At 40.7% G+C, this 20,355-nt stretch carries 11 protein-coding genes; 1 reads left to right on the top strand and 10 read right to left on the bottom strand.

The genetic code is table 11. The features are described from left to right. Positions 1–1,764: an alpha-keto acid decarboxylase family protein gene (locus tag C245_RS0109310; RefSeq protein ID WP_017496324.1), complete on the top strand. Its 1,764-nt coding sequence runs from the start codon at positions 1–3 to the stop codon at positions 1,762–1,764. 62 nt (positions 1,765–1,826) lie between these two features. On the opposite strand, the gene C245_RS24700 is transcribed toward C245_RS0109310, so the two are convergent. The 10 genes from C245_RS24700 to C245_RS0109260 form a co-directional block, all read right to left on the bottom strand. Beyond that, the gene (locus C245_RS24700) at positions 1,827–2,717 is read right to left on the bottom strand and encodes a Fic family protein (RefSeq protein ID WP_017496323.1); all 891 of its coding nucleotides are present in this window, start codon (positions 2,715–2,717) and stop codon (positions 1,827–1,829) included. A 107-nt stretch (positions 2,718–2,824) separates the two neighbouring features. Further along, on the bottom strand, positions 2,825–3,361 hold the full coding sequence (locus C245_RS0109300) for a hypothetical protein (RefSeq protein ID WP_017496322.1): 537 nt from the start codon (positions 3,359–3,361) through the stop codon (positions 2,825–2,827). A 7-nt stretch (positions 3,362–3,368) separates the two neighbouring features. Next, positions 3,369–4,070, bottom strand: coding sequence for a hypothetical protein (locus tag C245_RS0109295; protein ID WP_017496321.1), 702 nt, complete (start codon positions 4,068–4,070; stop codon positions 3,369–3,371). Next, the gene (locus C245_RS0109290) at positions 4,033–4,623 is read right to left on the bottom strand and encodes a condensation domain-containing protein (RefSeq protein WP_017496320.1); all 591 of its coding nucleotides are present in this window, start codon (positions 4,621–4,623) and stop codon (positions 4,033–4,035) included. The genes C245_RS0109295 and C245_RS0109290 overlap by 38 nt, the downstream gene beginning before the upstream one ends. Beyond that, positions 4,620–5,891 carry a condensation domain-containing protein gene (locus tag C245_RS0109285; protein ID WP_017496319.1) on the bottom strand — a complete coding sequence of 424 codons (1,272 nt, stop codon included), beginning with the start codon at positions 5,889–5,891 and terminating at the stop codon, positions 4,620–4,622. The genes C245_RS0109290 and C245_RS0109285 overlap by 4 nt, the downstream gene beginning before the upstream one ends. 3 nt (positions 5,892–5,894) lie before the next feature. Continuing rightward, a complete protein-coding gene (locus C245_RS0109280) occupies positions 5,895–8,300 on the bottom strand; it encodes a glycosyltransferase (RefSeq protein WP_017496318.1) in 2,406 nt (801 codons plus the stop codon). After that, positions 8,293–9,075 (bottom strand): alpha/beta fold hydrolase, encoded by a 783-nt coding sequence (locus C245_RS0109275; RefSeq protein WP_017496317.1) that lies wholly within the window; start codon positions 9,073–9,075, stop codon positions 8,293–8,295. Before C245_RS0109275 ends, C245_RS0109280 begins: the two co-directional genes overlap by 8 nt. Continuing rightward, entirely contained in the window at positions 9,066–9,365 is a 300-nt protein-coding gene (locus C245_RS0109270; protein ID WP_017496316.1) for an acyl carrier protein, read from the bottom strand. The genes C245_RS0109275 and C245_RS0109270 overlap by 10 nt, the downstream gene beginning before the upstream one ends. Beyond that, the gene (locus C245_RS0109265; RefSeq protein ID WP_017496315.1) at positions 9,353–13,585 is read right to left on the bottom strand and encodes a type I polyketide synthase; all 4,233 of its coding nucleotides are present in this window, start codon (positions 13,583–13,585) and stop codon (positions 9,353–9,355) included. The genes C245_RS0109270 and C245_RS0109265 overlap by 13 nt, the downstream gene beginning before the upstream one ends. 21 nt (positions 13,586–13,606) lie before the next feature. Next, complete coding sequence (locus tag C245_RS0109260) at positions 13,607–19,669, bottom strand: type I polyketide synthase (RefSeq protein ID WP_232424345.1); 6,063 nt, start codon at positions 19,667–19,669, stop codon at positions 13,607–13,609. Positions 19,670–20,355: the final 686 nt, after the last annotated feature.

Here is a 20,355-nt window from a genome sequence, read left to right as displayed (position 1 = left end):
ATGGCAGAGCAAAAAATATCAGTAGCAAAATACCTGCAGATACGCCTGGAAGAATTAGGGCTTACCCACTTATTTGGTATTGCAGGCAATTATACTGCTCCTTTTTTAAATACAATCCTCGAAGACAAAAAGGCAAAAATTAAAATTGTTAACGATACAAACGAAATAAATGCCGGACATTGTACAGATGCTTATGCCCGACAAAATGGTTTTGCAGCAGTAGCGGTAACCTACGGCGTGGGAGCATTTACGTTGTTGAATTCGGTTGCAGGTTCGTATGTAGAACATTGTCCTGTTTTGGTTATCAATGGAGCTCCAACCAATAAAGATCAACAGCGAAGCCTTGTTCAAGGAATGCTGGCTTCACACATGACAGGTGATATGTACAGCAATATCAATGTGTTCCGTAATGTTACTGTCGCAGCCGAACAGATTACGGGTTCATCTGACGCTCCTTATAAGATTGATGCAGTACTAAATGCCTGTCTTTTGTACGGAAGACCCGTTTACCTTGAGGTTTTTGAAGATGCATGGCGAATGGAATGCAATGCACCTGTTACTCCATTGGTAGAAAAAGGAACATCAAAATGCCAGACAAGTGCCCGCAAGGCAGCTCAAAGGGTTGCCGCAATGGCCCGTGGAAAAGAGATTATTTTCTGGGGCGGAATTGAAATTCAGCGCTACGGCATTCAAAAGGAATTTTTGGATCTCATTGAAACTACCGATACGGAATTTGTAACTTCCATACTCGGAAAATCGATCGTTTCTGAAAACCATCGTAAATTTAGGGGAGTCTTTAATGGCAAAGCATCACCAAAAGATGTTAAGGAACAATTTGAAAAGGCCCAAGTGAAAATTGGTCTCGGCGTATGGACCACGGGTAAAAATCTGGGTGGTTTTGATGTCTGGAAAGAAGACACGGTACTCGCGAATCACAGCGGTGTAAGAATAGGTGCTTCTTATGTAGCCAATGTATCGCTAAAGGATTTTATTATTTTCCTGAAAGAAGAACTCACTAAAGTTACCTTTAGTGCCTATGAAATGTATGACACGGAAAAAAAGCTGCCTAAATCATTTTTTGTCGCCGATGATAGCATAGCAAAAAATGAAAAACCACTTTTGACCTATGATACTTTTTTTAAACGGATCAATAGTTTTATTAATAGCAGCCATATAGTAGTTGCAGATGCCGGTTTTCCTTTATTGGGAGCCCAAGGCATCCGTATTGCAGAACCTAATGGATTTGTAGCTCAGGCATCATGGCTTTCTATCGGTTATTCTGTACCTGCTGCAACAGGAATAAAATGTGCCAGACCAGATAAAAGACCGGTGGTATTTGTTGGCGATGGTGCTTTTCAGGAAACTTGTCAGGCCATATCAACACAGAACAAACTGAAACATGATACTATTGTTTTTGTATTGGATAATGGTATTTATGGTATCGAACAAATGCTGGTGAATCCTAATCCTTTCCGTGGTGCTGATCAGGTAGATTATGATATCCCTGATTTAAACAGTGTTTATGATTACAATGAAATGCATCGTTGGAAATATGCTAAACTCGTTGATGTATTTGGCGGGAAAGGTTTTGAAGTGAACACTCTCGATGAACTCGAAGACGTTTTACAACAGCTTGATACTATTAAGGAAAATACAATCATACACGTGAACATTCCAAAAACATCCATTCCGGAAGCGATTGCCTATAAAACGGAGGAGCCGGGAGAGGATGAATTTTTAGATAAAGACTGGAGTTTGTGTTAGCTTAAAAGTTTAAAAATATCTTAGTATTTGTGGCAAAATTGGGGGCAACTCCAATTTTGCTTTTACTTGTATTCTATCTCGAAATAATCGAGAATTGATTTATAATTATCCTGTGCAGTAAGACAGGTATCCAACAGATATTCTTTTACATTTTTCCATTCCTGAAGTCCTCTGTAATAAAAAAGTTTAAGCTGTTCATCTATTATGAAGGGTACTATATTGTTTGCAAGACATTCCTTGAAAATAATTAATCGTCCTACACGGCCATTTCCATCTTGAAAAGGATGTATGATTTCAAATTTATAATGAAAATCGATAATGTCTTCAATAGTTTTACTTTTAACAATATGATAATTTGCGAGAAGTTCTTTCATTTTTTCAGCAACCTGTTTAGGTGGACAAGTTTCATTACCTCCAACTTCATTGGGCATTTTTTTGTATTCCCCGACATTAAACCAATCTTTTCCGCTATCGGAAGTACCGGACTTTAATAAAAAATGGAGTTCTTTAATTACAGATTCGGTAAGTTTTGCATTTGCTTTCTCTATGATAAAATCGATACAACGAAAGTGATTAGAGGTTTCAATTATATCATCGACATTTAAAATTTCTTTAGATGCACCAATTGTATTGGTTTCAAAAATATATCTTGTTTGGTCGTGAGTAAGTCTGCTTCCTTCAATTTTATTGGAATTATAGGTTAAATCAATCTGAGTACGGTGGTAGATACCCCCTTTTAGTTTCATACTCTTTTGTTCCTTCAGGTGGTTCAATAAAATATTCTTGCTTATTTTTTTATTTTCCTTTTTAGGAATTACAGCATCTTCGGGGATATTCCAGGTTTTACCGGTTAAGAAAACTCCTTTTAATTTACCTGAAGCACAATAGTTGCGAACCGTTCTTTCGGACAGCGTCTTTTTTTTTGCAAATTCTACTACTGAAAGATATTTCATGTTTTTTTAAAAAATTCCGTTATCGGCAAATATACGTTAAAATTTCATGTAAAAATTGTTTAATTTTTGCCGATAGGGGAAATGTGAAATGAAAATACTTAACTGCCCTAATGGTTAGCAGTTTCTATCTGCACCTTTGACAGAGGTTGGTGAAAGTGTTTTTTTAACCTGTAGATGGGAAGATAAGTAAACAATATTGAAAGCAGGCCTGCAAGAACAGCATCCAGAAGAGCCATAAGGGTAGGATCTAATTTATGGTTAACCGTTAAGCTCTGCTGTGCAAGAAGCAATATTGTTAATACCAGTAAACCGGTTATGATGCCATGCAAGAGGCATAATTTTGTGATAAACTTGTTTTTATTCAGCTTATGGTCTATTGCCACTTCGATTAATTCTTGTTTGGAGGCAACAATAACCCGATTGATGATATCCATTGTCAGGATTACAGGCAAAAAGATGGCCATTGGCAACGTTAAACGTGCTAAGCTTTGAGGACCGGCAAAAAAATGAGTATATCCTAATTCCTGGAAACTGGCATAAGCAATAATAAAATTGAAACATACGTTGGGAAGAAAATAATAAATCGCACGTTTTCTTAAAAAGCGTTTGAGGGATGTTTTTTTGGACTGAGTTGCTGTTTTCATACGTAATTTATAAGGGCAAAGCCAGTATTTCCAATGCCTTATCTTTAATTTTTGAAGCTTCTTGTTTTGATAAGAAGTCTTCGTTGGACATTAAGGTAAAGTCCATTTGATCGTTAAAAGTAGTCGTCACTAAAGTGTTTGAATTTAGCCAGGGAAATGCTACTGTTGGACTGAAGATATCTTCCAGAATGAAATTTTTGTAATCGTTCCGGATTTGAAGGTTACCCATATTCGAAAGCGTCAGATCGTGTGCACCTCGGCTGGATTTTAGCAGCGCAATCATGCGATGTACCAGAGGATGCATCTGCTCACCCATCCAGAGCAGTTCCCGGGCGTCCATTTTTTCTATTTTTTGAGCAAGATCTTTTTTGATGTGCTTCGCCTGATCCAGTATCTGATTTTTTTCTTTTTTTAAAGACAGTTCCACCGTTGGGGCAAAGGCAAACATTTGGTCTTTTCTGATTTCAGGAATAAAATGGCGGATATCAATAGGGCTGATGACCTTTTTTTTCGCTGATTTTCCTTGCAGATCCTGAAAAGCCTGCATAAAAGCGGTACAAAGAATGGCGTGTACCGAAATACCACTGTCTTTGCATTTTTGCTTTATAATGGAGGAGTTTGTCGGATCTAATTTCCAATGAATGGCATAATTTTTTCCAAGATTTCTTTTTTTATTTTTCCGTTGCAGTAAAAAGAAAAATTTCCCCAAAAATAAAAAAAAGCTTTGCTTTGCGAGCTTTTTTTTGAAGATCAAACTGGGGCGTTAGGAAATTGTTGACCGATTGGAAGAGTGGATAGGGTTTCAGATCAAGTGTCGGATTATCGATTAAGGCAAGTAATTCCTGCATCAAAGTGACCATGCTGGTTCCATCGCAGATACAATGGGGCACTACCCATAACAATTCAGAGAATTTTTGTCCTTTGATCCATACCAATTGAGCCAAAGGGGAGCCTTCGCCTTTAAACTGCCGATACCATTCTTGTTCAGATTCCGCTAACCAATGGGTATCTGTTTGACGTTTTACGATGCGAAGCGGAATAGGTTTCATATTTTCCCTGATGGCATAAGCCGGATGCTGCTTATCCTGTAAATCAACCTCTGCACGGAGCAATGGATGCTTGTGTTGGATTTTTGTTAAAGCAATTTCGATCTGTTCTTGTAGAATTTCACCTTTGATTTTTGCCGTAAAGACACAGTTTAGAGGTGTAGCGGAATCCACATACATGATTCGTTCCACTAATAAGAGTTTTCGCTTGTTCATGAGGCGGCTTGATAATTTAATTGGCGTTTGATAGAATCAGTTATTTCATCACGAATGGCTAAGGCTTCGTGATAAGGCAAATAACCTTCACTTCCCATAAACGAGAAGTCGATAACACCTTGATAAGTAGAGGTGAGGATAGTTGTTGTATTACCCAATGGCCCAATAACAGATGGACTGCGAATAGTTTCCAACGCAAAGGATTGGTATTGATGGGGTATCTGAATACGTCCCAGGTTAGAAAACATACAATCGTTGGAGGACTTGCCTCGTTTTAGAAGTTTTGTAAAGTTGTTCAACGCCTTATGAGCAGATTCCATAACCATCATGGTGATATAGGGATTAAGTTTGGCGGTTTTGCGATCTACATGCTGCTGCATGACACGTAAATTGTCTAAGAAATCGAGTTTAGGATCTGATGACAGGACAATCATCAGACCGAAGGCGAAAATATGATCTTTTTTTACCTGAGGAGCAAAGCGCCTGATATCTACCGGACAAGAAACTTTATTAAAGGCTTTGTTTCCGCGTACTTTTTTAAAGGTATCCAATACGATAGCACTTAAAAAAGTATTGACGGTTATGGCTAGTGATTGACAATGGGAAATAAGCTGTTGACTTGTGGCCGGATCTAATTTCCAATGAATCAAATAGTCTGTCTGTCGATCAATCGCTTTTTTGCTGACGGGAATGCATTTGATGGCGAATGTTGCCAGTCGACCAATCATTTTTGCTTTGAATCTTTGTCTGTTACTATTTAAAATTAGGGAAGGAACGACGTCCTGAATACCTAAAATAGGATTTTCAATGCCTATATCTGCTTTAGGATTATCCAATACTTTTAAAAATTCATGAATTAAATTCATCGCAGCACCACCGTCGCACAGACAGTGATGAAAAGTCAGCAGCATATCTGAAGCATCACTTCCTTTGATCCACACCAGGCGGATCAAAGGTTTGTTTTTATAATCAAAGAGTGTCTGCAATTCTCGCATAGTTTCTTGTTGCCAGTCCTCTTCTCTTTTTTGATCCACAATACGGATAGGAATTGGATTCGGTAGCTTAGATAATTCAAACCATGGGATATTTTTTTCATCAATATGGATACATGCCCGTAACCAGGGATGTTTTTTCTGAAGTCTGCCCAAAGCATACTGAATCTCTTTTTCCTCCAATACACCGCGCAGGCGAAAAGGAATAACAACATGGAAGGGGTCTTTTCCTTCTCCCAAAAGCATACGCTCTCCAAATAGCAATCTTCTTTTCATATTTTATACTGAAGCTAATACCAAACGTTCTTGTTTTACAAAATCTTCTAATAATGCAACTGCTTTGTCATTGCCGCCTGCTGTTAGAAAAGCGGTTTGAACTTCTTTGGCTGCATTTCTGTATTTAGGGTTTTCTAAAAGCTCAAAGACAGTTTTTCTCAGGTCTTCTATGCGAAGTCGTTTGTATCGAATGCTGATTCCACAGCCCGCTTGTTCAATCAACTTTGCGGTATGAAAGTGATCGTAAGCGATTGGTGTAATCAACATCGGGAGACCATTGGTAAAGGTGTCGTTTACGGTATTGAAACCACCGTGACAGATGACCATATCCATGTGGGGCATCAATGTAGATTGTGGGACAAAACCATTTACGATAAAATTGGAAGGCCATTTGTCAAATATATCAGGCGGTGTCGCGGCAATTATAGTAACGGGCTGGTCGGCAAATGCTTCGATGAGTTTGCCAAAAAAATCTTTTCGGATATCCACTAATAAAGTACCCAAAGACACAAATATTTTTGGCGTTGTGCTGGCGGCTAATCGTTCCCAGTCAAATGGACTATTATTAGGACGGCCTTTTACCGGACCTACAAATTTCATGTGTGAGGGTACCGTTTCAAAACCGGCAAATGATTGCGAGGTGAACACCAGATTTAGTTGATGTGAATGTATGAAGATACCCTCATCAGCGATACCGACTTCTTTTTGCAGCTCTTTGATGAGATTTTGCTGCCATTCAAATATTTTAGGAGCACTTTTCTCGGTATCCCCCATAACATCCGGTGGTACCGGGGTTGTTGTCACAGAAGGGATACGATGTTTATGTGCAAACAAAGCGCCGCCAAAAGTGATACAGTCATTAATGATTACATCAGGTTGCCAGTGACCGAGTAGTGTTTCTAAGCCCGGCATCATCATTTTGGCAAATGGAACATAGGTTTCTTCCAGTGCCAGTTTCATGACTTCCGGTCCCGAACAAGATGGGCCATCGTCTTGTCGTTTTAATATTCGCTGAAGTTCCTCCTGATAAGGTAGGAGATCTTCCTCGGGATAGATATAAGTTCCTCCTGTCGGAATATGTTCCTTCGCCAATGGTGTAATACCAAACCATTTGACTTCATGACCACGAGCCAATAAACTGGCACCCAAACTTAATGTTGGACTGATATGTCCGAAAAATGGCGGAACAACAACGAGAAATTTGGCCGGAGATTCAATAGATCGCTGTGCGGAAATTATGGCATGTTCGAGTAGATCTGCTGCAGTCTTCGTTCCGCCTGCATCTATAAAAGATTGGCGAACTTTGAGGGCAGCTTCGCGATATTGAGGATTATTCAGAATATCATGAACACTACTTTTTAGATGATTTGCTTTAAATCGGTTAAAATTGAGACGTTCACCGGCTCCGATACGTACGACACGCCCTGCAACATGTGACTGATCGTATGCAATTGGAATAACAACGAGCGGGAGCCCCTGTGAAAGGGCTTCTGAGACCGTGTTGTGTCCGCCATGGCACACCACAGCATCTAAATGAGGTAACAAATCCAATTGTGGGATTTGTGCATAGACCATAAAATTTTCAGGCCACTGATCAAATAAATCCGGATCTGAAACCACTACAACCGTTAGATCTTCCTCCTGAAAGGCATCGATTACCTTTTGAAAAAATGCTTTTTTATGCTCGTGGTCGAATGTGGTGCCGATGCTGACTAAGATTTTTTTCCCTGGACTGTTTTTCAAACGCTCCCAATCGAAAGTGCTGGATATGCGGCGTTCTGTTATTACCGGACCTGTGAATTGATAGTTTGAGCTGAGATCCATTTCTCCAAAGAAATACTGAGAAGTTAACACTAAAGTAAGAAGATCAGAGCAAGCCAGTGATTGTTTTTCTTTGACACCAAGCTCTTCTTGTAGCGCCAGGATCTGATTGACTTCCCATTCGTGTACTTTGGGTAACTCACTTATAATTTTGATTGCTGCCGGGGCGGTTACGGAGGTCGCATAAGGACGATTCACTTTTTTTGCCGCAATTGCCGCCGCAAATAATTGATGATCACCAATGACTAAATCTGGTTCATAGGCTTCCAACAGCTTAACAATTCCGTTATAACAATGTCTGTTTAAAGGGATCAATACTTCGTCGTATAAAAACTTGATACTGTCAATACCGTAAACTACCTTTTTTGAAATGATATCGAGATACTGTTCGCTCTCTCTTTTTTCTTCGTCAGTCTGATCGTATTGGATAAGCAATAATTGTCCGCCTGCAGGAAGTTTAGATTCTAAGGTTTGGTCAAGACTGATCCATGCTACTTCATGTCCTCTTTCTAAAAGCTCGGCACCAATACTCAATGTAGGATTGACATGACCTGTTAGCGGGGGAACAACAAATACAAATTTAGCCATAGTTCTGTAATAAAGGGTTAGTTAAAAATTGAACAATAGTTTCTGCTATCTGAATGGGAGCCTGAATGGGAATATTGTGATCGCCATCGATGAGTTTCAGCTCGGCTGTACCAATTTGAGATTCTAACCATTCTCCTGTCGGTTTACAGTCAGAAGCTGATCCATAGAGTAACAGAGTGGGTATGCGTAATTCGGAAATAAGAACCTGATACAGAAAATCTTTTTCTTTAACCATATCTGCTTTGATACTGGTCTGGTGAAATAAAAACTCGTATAAGCGATGGTTTTTTTCGAATTGTCTTTTTCCCATTTTCACTTTTGTGGTATCCGTAAAGTTGGTGATATAATGTTCGAGAAATTCCTTGCTGTAAGCTTCGATAATACCTCGTGTCTTTTCATCTTGCGGATCCGGTGCTTCAATGACAACCAATTGTTCTACACGTTTAGGGGCTATCAAAGCCGTTTGGAGAGCAATAAGTCCGCCAAAGCTATAACCTACAAGTTGTGCTTTTTTGATTTGGAGGTCATCCATCATTGCGATTAAATCAGAGGACATATTTTCTAAATCATATCCTTCTAAGGTACGCTCACTTCTGCCATGACTTTTTAGATCGTACATCACCACATGAAAGTGCTGTGCCAAAATGGGAGCAATGTTAAAATAATAAATAGAAAGATTACTAAACATACCGTGGATCAGTACCACGGTATCTTCAGCACCTTTATTGAGTTCCTGTACGTGAACTTTTTTATTATTAATAGTGATTATTGGCATTCGTAGATATAATTAATGATTTTATTCAGATCAAGATTGATCAGTTCATCCAAATCCATAGCAGACAGCCAGCCCGTGAAATCGATCTGATCGCCAAAGTGTGCTTTGATTTTTTCTGAAAAGGATACAATTTCTATACTGTCCATTTCCAGATCTTTGGTAAATGAACTTTGCGGAGTGATATCCATTTCTTCTACAAATTCTTCACCAATAATTTCTGTAATAAAACCCTTTAAAAGGTTGAATAACTCTTCATGATTTCTTTTTAATGTCGTGTTTAAAGTGTCCATCCGATAATATAATTTAGGTGTTTGATTGTTTTAATTTCAATTTGATCGATCCACAGATGATCGCCTTGTATGCAGGTTACTTCGTGTCTTTTGGGGTTACCTTTCAGCCCCGTTCCCAATAATTTTCCATAAGCTTCTTTTGCTACCCAAAATCGGGTGGTCCATTCGGCCTGATCTCGTTCTTCTAATAAGGCTAATTCTGTATCGGTGAATACCAATTGATAAAATTCAGGACTGCGTTCGGCAATGATTTCCATGTCAATACCCACCGGTTTATCGTGCTGCGCAATGGCTACAGCATCTTTTCCTTTATGTGCCAGTGAGATCTGAATTTGTTCCGTAGCATTGCCTTTGAGATGAGGTTTGCCTGTTTTATCAGAATAAATCTCAAAGGTGATAGGATAACTGGGCTGCTTTTTCTTTTCGCTAAGCACCTGTCTTACGGCATCTTTTACGGCTACACGGCTCACCATCCAATTTTTTCTGCGATTGGGCAGGAGCTCCTGATAGTATTGTTTTTCCCTTTGATTGAAATAACGTTTCAGTATAAAATCCCAGGAACTTACGCGCGAGTAGGCCTGATGAAAGAAAAAGACTTGTGGGGCAATTTCTTCTGACAGACGGTTATGGAGCGGAGACATGGAAACATTCCATAAAGCTTCGTCAATTTCTAATCTCCGGTTTTGCCATCCTTTTATCGCGCACCAAACTTTTCCGTCTCTTTGTAGCACAATGTCGGCGATAGCAAATTCATCGTTTAATTCAGTCAGTATACAGGTACACTCAAATTCGCCATTCTGATCGTGCATATCTTCGAAGAATTCAATTTGTTTGATTTTGACCGGAAAAGCAATGCGGTCTTTGGTTAAGGTAAGTTGCAGCCATAATCCAAACAATTGTCCGGCATTATCCAATAAGGAACCTTTACCGCCATTACCTTTTATTTGTCCAGTAATACCTTTCTTTCCAACAGCTGATATGACCGTAATACCCTGATATTTTTCTCCATGGAACATGTGCTTCTCATAGATTTCCAAAGGAGTTCGCTCAATAGGCAATCGTTCGCCTATTGAAAGATCAAAAGTAGGTTGTGGTGGATGTGATGCTGTTAAAAACACCTCTGAATTGGCAAAATTCTCTATGTCCAGATAGGCGTGATGGTTGGAACGCCAGACGCCTTTTATCGTTTTTTCAAAAGGCCTGGCAACGTTCATCCATTGAAATACACTGACGTTCATGATTTTGTGAATTTTGGTTTCCGGCTGTTCTGCTTGCGCTGCTTCTGCCAGTAATTCAAAGATCATGGTCATTGGAATCACAGGTTCCATATCTGCCACATCTGACCAGCCTTTCGGTTGTCGTAAAAGGCTGTGATCAATCAGATAAGGATGCGTATCTAAATTGACGTGTAGTGTTTTTGTAAAAGGACTGTCGGCCAGTTGTTTTTTCGTTAAAACAGGTGTTAAAACGACGGCTTCTCCCTGATTTTGAAAGACATCCAATACTTCTTCCTGCATTCGGATCATATCGGCGATATTTTCCTGAAAGGCACGGACCAATGGGTGACTTACTTTTGCTTCCGTTAAAACCTTTTTGGGCTGTACGGTATGGATCGATTTCCGTAAGTTTTGCAAAGGTTCAAAATCACGTATAATAGGTGATCCTAATTGTAATTTTATACCTTTTTTAGGGACTATTTTTCTGTGATTTTGAATGTTTAAAAAATCGAGCGCCAGTACTTTTCCTTCTACAAATAAAGCGGCTACTACCCGTTGCAGCTGAGCAAGTGCTGTTCGATTGGCTACACTTGAAGCAAGGGTACTGAAGGGGCTGCCTTTTAGCGTATCATCAATAAAACCAATTAATCCTCCTGTACCTACCTGAATAAAAAAACGAACTCCTTCCGCATAAAGTTTTTCGGTTAGTTCCCGAAATCTTACAGGCTGTACCAAATGTTCGGCGCTTAATTTACGGATAGACTTCTGATCTGCCGGATAAGGCAGGAGGGTAGTGGCTGACCACAACGGAATTTTTGTTTTTTGGAATTGAACTTTTTCCATACCGGCTAAGATCACATCCAGTTTATCTGCAACAAATGGAGAATGAAAACCGGATTGAAACGGTAAAACCTGGTGGAATATCTGTTTTGACTTTAATAAAGGGGTCAATTCCTGAAGTGCCGCATTTGTACCACACAGGATGACCTGATGTGGACAATTATCATTGGAAACATAGAGGTTAGGAATTTGTTCAATCAATGGCTTTACCTCTTCAAGACCTGCTCCAATAGCAATGAATTTTGAATCTTTTAGCTCAAATGTTTTTGGATCAAGAACATCGATTAAATCCTTGACAGTACTGGCTTCGGCCAAATCTGAAGCATATCCCGCTAACCATTCTCCTAAACTATGTCCGGCATTCATATCCGGATAGATTCCCAATTTTTTTAAGGAACTGTCCAGTATGCCACAAGTATTAAAAATACCTAATGCGTCGTTCAGCAGTCCTTCACCGGCTGTTTCTATAGGTGCTGTCAATCCAAAATATCGACTGACAGTTTCAACTTCGCCTTTTTCTAAACCGTCTAATCCCGGGAATACAAAAGCTAGTTTGCCGCCATTTTGTAAAAGGGGAGCAGAGGTGTACCAAATATCTTGTTTATTGCGCCACGCATTATTTTTGGACACAATTTTGATTGCTTTTTGAATACGCTCGGGTGTTGGATCAAAGAGTGCAATACGATAATCTCCATTTCCTACGGAGGTATCGTTATCCTGAAGCGCCGAAAGTAAAGCTTCACGTGTCGGTCTTGCAAGCAACAATACTTCGTCTTTTTTAGGGATGTCATACCCTTCTAAAACAACGTGGGCGTTGATCCCTCCAAATCCAAATGCATTTACTGCTGCGATTTTGGGTAAACCGGTTTGCGACCAGTTCTTAGCTTCCTGTATGGGTGTAAATCTGGTGTCTTGTATAGAGGCGGTTGGGTTTTCACAATATAAGGTAGGTGGCAATGTGTCGTGATGAAGGGCCAGACAAGTCTTGATTAAACCCGCTATTCCGGCAGCAGGCATGGCGTGCCCTATATTGGATTTGACTGATCCTATACCGGCGCGTGCAGCGGTTTCTTCTTTGCCAAAAAATTGAGACAGAGTTTGCAGTTCTGTTTTATCGCCTAATGGAGTTCCCGTGCCATGAGCTTCCAGGTAGCCAATTTGTTCTTTATCTAAATTGGCCTGTGTCCACGCTTGTTCCAATGCTTTTAACTGGCCTTTTACAGAAGGGCTCATCACGCTTGTTCCATTGCCATCACTGCTGATACCAACTCCTTTAATAACGGCATAAATTTTATCCTGATCGCGTACAGCGTCTTCCAACCGTTTTAGGACAACGAAACCACAGCCTTCTCCAATGAGCAATCCGTCTGCATCTTCGCTAAAGGGCTTGATTTGCTGTTGATGTGATAATGCTCCCAATTGGCTGAATATACTCCAAAATGCAGCATTTTGACCGGTATGAACTCCGCCGGCAATCATCATATCGCTTCGGCCACGCAGCAACTCTTGCACGGCATGGTCTACGGCTACAAGAGCGCTTGCACAGGCCGCATCAACGGTGAAAGCAACGCCTCCAAGATTGAATCGGTTGGAGACTAATGAGGCAACAAGGTTGGGGATTAACCCCATGGCGGTATCTGCAGAAAACCGCCCTTTGCGTTCCTGAAAGGCCTGTTTTATTTTTTCAATATCGGAAGAAGATACCTCCGGCAATAGTTCTTGCAAAAGTGAGAATATCTGTTCGCCAGTACGTACAATTTCAATGGCGCGTGTAGCTCCGGGACCTGTATAATTCCCTTTTCCGATGACAATTCCGGTTCGTTCCAATGAAACTTTTTTTCGGAATACACCTGCGTCTTCTAATGCTTTTTGAACGAGTTCGAGTGTTAATAAATGGTCGGGTTCAGTGCCTTCAACGGCAAGAGGTAAGATACCAAAGGCCGTAGGGTCGAATTCATAATCAGGAATAAATCCGCCACGATTACAATAAAAGCGGTCCGTAGCTTCCTTGCTTCCGTTAAAGTGAACAGGATCGATTCGATCTGCCGGAACAACTTGCGTGGAGTCGACTTTATTGATGATATTCTGCCAGAATTCCTCTGCATTTTTTGCACCAGGAAACAGGCAGGATAAACCTACAATAGCAATATCTGTTTTTTTCATAATAAAGGAATACGACGGTTATTACCAATTTTTACCAGACATAATTAATACCTGACTTTCTGTTCCATATTTGATTTCGTTCAGAAATAGTTCTTTCCCTTCTTCTAATGGGATCAGCGAAATTCCGCGGCGTTCGTACTCACTTTCTAATGATGAAGAAACCATTCCCGCGCCTTTCCATGGCCCCCAGTTGATCGAGATTACTTTTCCTTTCAGCCTTTTGTTTAAGACCTTGGCATAATCATCCAATACACTATTGGCTGCGGCATAATCCGTTTGTCCTTTGTTACCATACACAGAAGCAATGCTTGAAAATAAAACTACAAACTGGCAATCTGAACGCAATTGTTCCGCTAGCACACGTAAGGGTTTTACTTTTGTATCAAAGACACGTTCAAAAGAACTGGTGGTTTTCTGCTTGAAAAGTTTGTCTTCCAAAAGACCTGCGCCATGAATGACACCGTCCAATTGTCCATATTGTTTATAAATATCATGGATAAGCTGAGTTAAGCCCTCTTCATCACAAACATCTAAGGATTGATAGACTACTTTATTTCCCAATTCTTCCATGTGTCGAATGGTACGCAAAATTTGATTGTTTTTGAAAATTCGCAGCGTCTCTTTTTCAATTTCAGATGGAGCACTGAAATTACCGGTCTTGATGAAGTAGCTTCTGATTTCTTCTTTCGATTCCATTAGTTCTAATTCTTTTGAATCGGTAATAACTTCTCTCGGATCTGTTGATCTGCCCACAAGAACATAGGTACATGGATAAGTGGCGGACATGTGTTTGACCAGTTCCGCAGTAATCCCCTGTCCTCCGCCAAGGACTAAAACAACCGATTTTTTGTCCAATTCGATATGTGCCCGATCAAGAGCTGTTAACATGGGCGAAGGTATTATTTCGACTTTATGGCGTTGATTGTTTTTGTAAATCACTTCAACGGATTGGTCTGTTGTCAGGATCTCGCGTAAAGTAATTTCGGCTATTTGGTCTACTTCCTGTGCCGTATTGAGACTGATCAGCCTGAAGTTGGTTTGTTCAAACTCACGAGCTAAACTTTTGAATAAGCCGGGATAACCCTGATAATGACGTAATGCACGGGTGTCTTTTAATTCTTCTACATGTGCCGGGATATCGGAGATCAAATAAATCCATTGCGCTTTTTCAAGATCCATATTCTTAATTAAACCAACGTGGTCGATGATACTATGCTTCACAGTAGCGGAGTATATATCGGTAATAATCAATCCATCAAAGAGCGCTAGATTTTGTTCGTTATGAACCAATTCAGTGATTGCACCGTATTGCTCCAATATCGTTTTAATGGCCAAGGTTTGTGTTCCATTGTCCGGAACTATTGCAAATCGTTTTCCTTTGAGGATTTCGGTGTTTTGTGCTTCGGAAATAAGGGTGGGTACTAAATCAAACCGCAGGCGTGTCAATAAACTTTGTACGGGTTCAGTTGTGCTCATGTCACTTATCCAGGCAGCTAAACCATTTAACGTTTTTATGGCGGCTAATTTTTCCATAAGATCATCAGCCTGCTCCTTGTCATCACCAAATCCGATTTTATTTTTCAGATCGCTGATGATTTCCATTCGTTTAATGGAATCTATACTTAAATCGGCTTCCAGATCCAGATCCAGTCCCAACATTTCTTTCGGATAACCGGTCTTTTCACTAACAATATCTAAAATAGCCGTTTGCAGTTCTGCAAGTGTCACGGTGGTTTTATCCGCTGTTAAAGGTGCTACTGTTGCTAATTCAATTTTTGTTGCAACTGAATCAACAGTACCTGTGTATTCCGTAAGCCAGATTACAAGTCCGTTTAAAGTTTTTATGGCCGCCAGTTGTTCCATCACCGTATCTTCATTTTCATGATCACTGTTGAGTATGCCAAGCTCATTACGGAGCGCGCCAATAATTTCAACTCTTTTAATAGAATCAATGCTGAGGTCAGCTTCCAGATCCATTTCCATTCCTAACATTTCCTGCGGATAGCCGGTTTTTTCGCATACCACTGTTAACAACAAAGATTTGATATCTCTTGAAGGTATTTGCAGGGATACTTTAGCTATCGGTTTATCGTTCGTAATTACGGTTGCTGCCAATGGATTAGCCGTCTTATTTTCTACTGTCGCAGCATAAACGGGAATAGGAGTTAGGTGCTGCTGTTGTCCTAAGAAGGAAAGCATGACATCCCGCTGCGCCTGGATCAACATTTTCATACTGTTTAAATATTCTTGTAGTATGTGTTCTGCGGCAGGTTGTGTATCTGGTGTCTGGATGATCTTGGAGTTTGTCATTTGAATGGGAGTTACGATTGGTAATGCACCATGAGCAGGTAAAGTACCTGTGGTTGGATGAGCGGCTTGTCCATTTACACGCCAAATCGTTGGGCTCTTTTGATAAAGATCCGGTTGATCGATTTGGATTAAATTCGCATGTCTGTCTTCAAAAAGTTTATTTAGATTAAAGGTTCGGCCAGTTCCAAGGTATTGTGCCAGCATACAAAGGAGGTGGGTGAGACTATTATGATTGTTATCCTCAACATGTAGGATCAGTTCCTCTTGATTGAGGCAGGCCTTTGTTAGTCCTGTTAATATTTTTCCGGGACCTACTTCAATAAATATCCTTGCTCCATCGGCATACATGGCCTGGATTTCGTCAACAAAATGCACGGGTTGCACAAGGTGATCGGTCAATTGTGCTTTAATGTCAGATACCGCGCTTGGGTATAAGGCTGCTGTGGTGTTGGACCAAACCGGAATCTGCATTTCCTGAAAAGGAATTTCTTTCAGAACATCGGCATACAAATCTTTGGATTTGCTCACCAAAGGACTGTGAAAGGCACAGGCAACCTCTAGTTTTTTGGCTGAGATGCGCTCGTTTTTAAGTGCCTCCATGAATTTATCAATGGCTGCAGTACTTCCGGCAACAACGCATTGAGTTGGTGAATTGTAATTGACCGGATAGCAGTCCTGATGTTGGTCCAGAATTGTTTTCAAACGATCTGCATCAATGTTTACGGCTACCATAGCTCCGGGATCACCATCTGTAATGGCATCTAGAATAGATTGTGCACGTTTGCTGCTGAGTTCAACCAACTGTTGTTCGTTAAATACACCGGCAAAACATAAAGCCGGTAACTCTCCATAGCTATGTCCTGCTAACATATCAGGTACAATACCGAATGACTGTAACAATTGAGCTAAGGCAAGATCTACAATACCTAAAAGAGGTTGTGCGAGACGTGTATCCTTAATGGTTTCTTTTTGTTTTTTTAAGGATGCGGTATCAAATGTGGCTGCAGGGAAGACCACTTTTTCTAAATCAGGATATTGTGATATGATTTTTCGCAGGGCAGGAAACAGCACGAACAGATCTCGTGCCATATGAATGTTTTGGCTGCCTTGTCCGGGAAACAAAAAGGCAGTTTTACCCGCTCGTTTACTGACCATAAAAATATCTTTACTTTCAATGCCCGTTAACAAGAGTTCAATTTTCATCACGAGATCTTCGGCTGTATCTGCAACAATGCTCAATTGAATCGGTTTTTCTGAACCCACGGTTAAGCTGTAGGCGATGTCTTTTAAAGATAAACTATCATTGATTTGCAATAAAGTTTTTACCTGTTCTAATTGAATTTTGGCTGCATCATAATTATCTCCCCGGAAGACGAATAATTCGGAGGGCCAGGATTGCAGAATGGCGGCTTCTTCTTTTTGTGGATGATTTTCGATTACCATATGAAAATTGGTACCACCAAAACCGAAGGCACTAATCCCTGCATAACGCTCTTTTTCGGACCATAATCCGGTTTTTGCGTGAAAAGCAAAAGGACTTGTGTGGGCATCGAAGTAGGCATTGGGCTGTTGGAGATGAAGAGTAGGAGGTTTTACTCCGTGGTATACAGACATAGTGGCTTTGATCAGTCCGGCCAGACCGGCAGCACATTTGGTATGTCCAATTTGTGTTTTTACAGATCCGAGATGGGTCTGAGACGGTAAAGCCCCGGATTTTAGAAATAGATTGGTGAGTGCCGTAAGCTCCGTTTTATCTCCCACCACTGTTCCGGTACCATGAGCTTCAACTAAACCAACTGTAGCGGCACTAATACCTGCCTGATCATAGGCACGTTCCAGTGCGCGTACCTGACCGATTTTTCGCGGTGCGGTAAGACCAAGGGCTTTACCGTCGCTCGATCCTCCGACACCTTTTATAACCGAATAAATACGGTCACCATCACGAATGGCATCTTCATATCGTTTTAAGACTAAAATTGCGACCCCTTCGCCGAGCGCAATACCGTCTGCAGCACTGTCAAATGTTGCGCAGCGCCCTTTACGGGAGAGGGCATGTGTGCTGGAAAACATCAGATAATCGTTGATACCGTTATGCAAATCTGCTCCTCCGGTAAGTACCATATCCGATTTGCCCAGGATCAATTCCTGGCATGCTAAATCAATAGCAGCTATTGATGAAGCACAGGCAGCATCTACGGTAAAATTTCTTCCTCCCAGATCCAGACGATTTGTAATTCTACCGGCAATTACATTGGCCAATATACCCGGAAATGAATCCTCGGTAGTTTGTGGGAATGCTTTTTCTACTTCTTCGTGAAGCTCTCCGAAAACTTGTTTGTAATAACCTCTGAAACTGTAACTGTTGGCAAGATCATTTCCGCCTTCAGCACCAATTATAACTGATATATTTTCTCTGTTGATTTGTTTTTCACCATAACCCGCATCTTCCATTGCACGTTTGGCAACGAGTAAAGTTAAAAGCTGCGTTGGCTCTATCGCCGCAAGAGATTGTGGCGGAATGCCAAATTCTAATGGGTCAAAATCTATTTTTGGAATAAAACCGCCCCATTTTGAATGTGATACGTCCGAACCATTAGAATCAGGCTGATAATAGAGGTCCTTATTCCATCGTTCCTCCGGTACTTCAGTAACGCAGTCTTTTCCAAGAATGATGTTCCGCCAGTATTCTGCTAAATTTTTGGCACCCGGGAACACGCATTCCATACCTATAATAGCGATATCCAGGGCTTTGTCGGCTGATGAAGGTTTTTCCGGCAGAGCAGCCTGTTGAATATATTTTTGATTTTCGATAGCAACGTTATGGTGGAGTGATTCCAGTGTAATCACCTGATTGTGCATGGTGGCTACCTGCCCAATCATATACATGCCTAAATCAAGTTGTTGGTTTTTGGGTATCGTTACGAGTGCATCACCTTGGCGGTCAATGCCTTTTGCTGCAATCCGGAGACGTCCTACATTCAGTTTTTCCAGCTCTTCCCAAATTTGCTTTTTGTCCGTTCCAAGGGCTAGTAACTTTTTCTTTTCATTGTCGAAATGTAGAGCGAATGCCGTATTTAAACAACGTGTTTCATGGCCTGGTGCCGTTTCCAGCAAAACAGTATCTTTAGCTTTCATTGCTTGCTGCTGAAACTCTTGCTGAATGGCTCCTGTACTCACTGCTTCTTGTGTATACAAATAGGCTGTTCCCATTAATACACCAACTTTTACACCTCGGGCAGCGAGAGTGGCGGTCATAATAGATACAAAGGCTGTGGAAAAAGCATCATGAATTCCGCCGGCAAAAAATACACTTATATTTTCCGGATGATCTTCTTTTAAAATACGTTCAATTTGTTTTTCCCAAAGTACTGTGCTGGAGAGCGGGCCAACATGCCCACCACATTCCCGACCTTCAAACACGAAATTTTTGGCGCCTTCTTTTAGGAAAATATCCAGTAACGCTGGGGAAGGTACATGTAAAAACGTAGTTATACCGGCTTTTTCAAATACTTTAGCTTGTGCAGGCCGACCTCCTGCGATCAATACTACGGGAGGTTTGGCTTCAAGGATATAGGCGGTTTGTTCTTCTCTTAATTCTTGTGGAGCAAAACCTAATATCCCTACGCCCCAGGTTTTATCGCCGGCCAGTTTTTGAGTTTCGATGACTAATGCTCTTGCTTGTTCTCCTTTGAGTAAAGAAAGAGCGATAAAAGGTAAAGCTCCTGTTTCGGCTACCGCTTTGGCAAATGCCGGAACATCACTTACGCGGGTCATCGGTCCTTGGGCGATCGGGTATCGTAGGCCAAGTTGTTTGGCTAATGGATTATTTTCGTCAATAATTGCAGATGCTTTTGCTTGTTTCAGATGACCATATAGGGCTTCTTGAAATCCAAAAATCAATTTTTTTAACGTTTTGAAATTTTCATACAGCTCTGTCGCTAAAGCTATGTCTTGCCCCATCGGAATGTAACTTTTTTCAGGGTCGAGGTCATTAAAGTATTGTCCTAACTCTTCGGGAGAAACATTTTCAGCTAAAACAGGTGAATTGGGTCTAACCAATACACGATGCTGGGCGATGATTTTGGTTTCCGTTCCATTTAATTTCGAACATAGATTTTTGAGTTCCTGAGGAACGGAACTTTCTGGATATAATGCCAATTGACTGTCTAATACAATACCTTTTGCACCAAGTGCTTTTGCGGCAGCAGCAGTATGAAGACCTATTCCTCCTTGTACCCATACAGGTATGGTCTTGATTTCTTGTATGACACGCTGAAAGAGAACAAATGTGGATTCATAACCAACTAATCCTGCAGTTTCATTTCCTTTCACAATAATTCCAACAGCTCCCAGTTTTTCGGCTTGTCTGGCTTGTTCAAGGTTAGTTACCTGATAAATTCGTGATACATTAGGGTAGATTTCTACTGAGATTCCAAATGGAAGGATCGCAAGGCTTACCT

The organism is Flavobacterium sp. WG21, assembly GCF_000335775.1.
GTDB lineage: Bacteria > Bacteroidota > Bacteroidia > Flavobacteriales > Flavobacteriaceae > Flavobacterium > Flavobacterium tructae.
This window is presented reverse-complemented; position numbering and strand designations above follow the sequence as displayed.

Coding starts and splice junctions, on each gene's coding strand:
- C245_RS0109310 (WP_017496324.1), top strand. CDS start 1: ATGGCAGAGCAAAAAATATCAGTAGCAAAATACCTGCAGATACGCCTG.
- C245_RS24700 (WP_017496323.1), bottom strand. CDS start 2,717: ATGAAATATCTTTCAGTAGTAGAATTTGCAAAAAAAAAGACGCTGTCC.
- C245_RS0109300 (WP_017496322.1), bottom strand. CDS start 3,361: ATGAAAACAGCAACTCAGTCCAAAAAAACATCCCTCAAACGCTTTTTA.
- C245_RS0109290 (WP_017496320.1), bottom strand. CDS start 4,623: ATGAACAAGCGAAAACTCTTATTAGTGGAACGAATCATGTATGTGGAT.
- C245_RS0109285 (WP_017496319.1), bottom strand. CDS start 5,891: ATGAAAAGAAGATTGCTATTTGGAGAGCGTATGCTTTTGGGAGAAGGA.
- C245_RS0109280 (WP_017496318.1), bottom strand. CDS start 8,300: ATGGCTAAATTTGTATTTGTTGTTCCCCCGCTAACAGGTCATGTCAAT.
- C245_RS0109275 (WP_017496317.1), bottom strand. CDS start 9,075: ATGCCAATAATCACTATTAATAATAAAAAAGTTCACGTACAGGAACTC.
- C245_RS0109270 (WP_017496316.1), bottom strand. CDS start 9,365: ATGGACACTTTAAACACGACATTAAAAAGAAATCATGAAGAGTTATTC.
- C245_RS0109265 (WP_017496315.1), bottom strand. CDS start 13,585: ATGAAAAAAACAGATATTGCTATTGTAGGTTTATCCTGCCTGTTTCCT.
- C245_RS0109260 (WP_232424345.1), bottom strand. CDS start 19,669: ATGACCCGCGTAAGTGATGTTCCGGCATTTGCCAAAGCGGTAGCCGAA.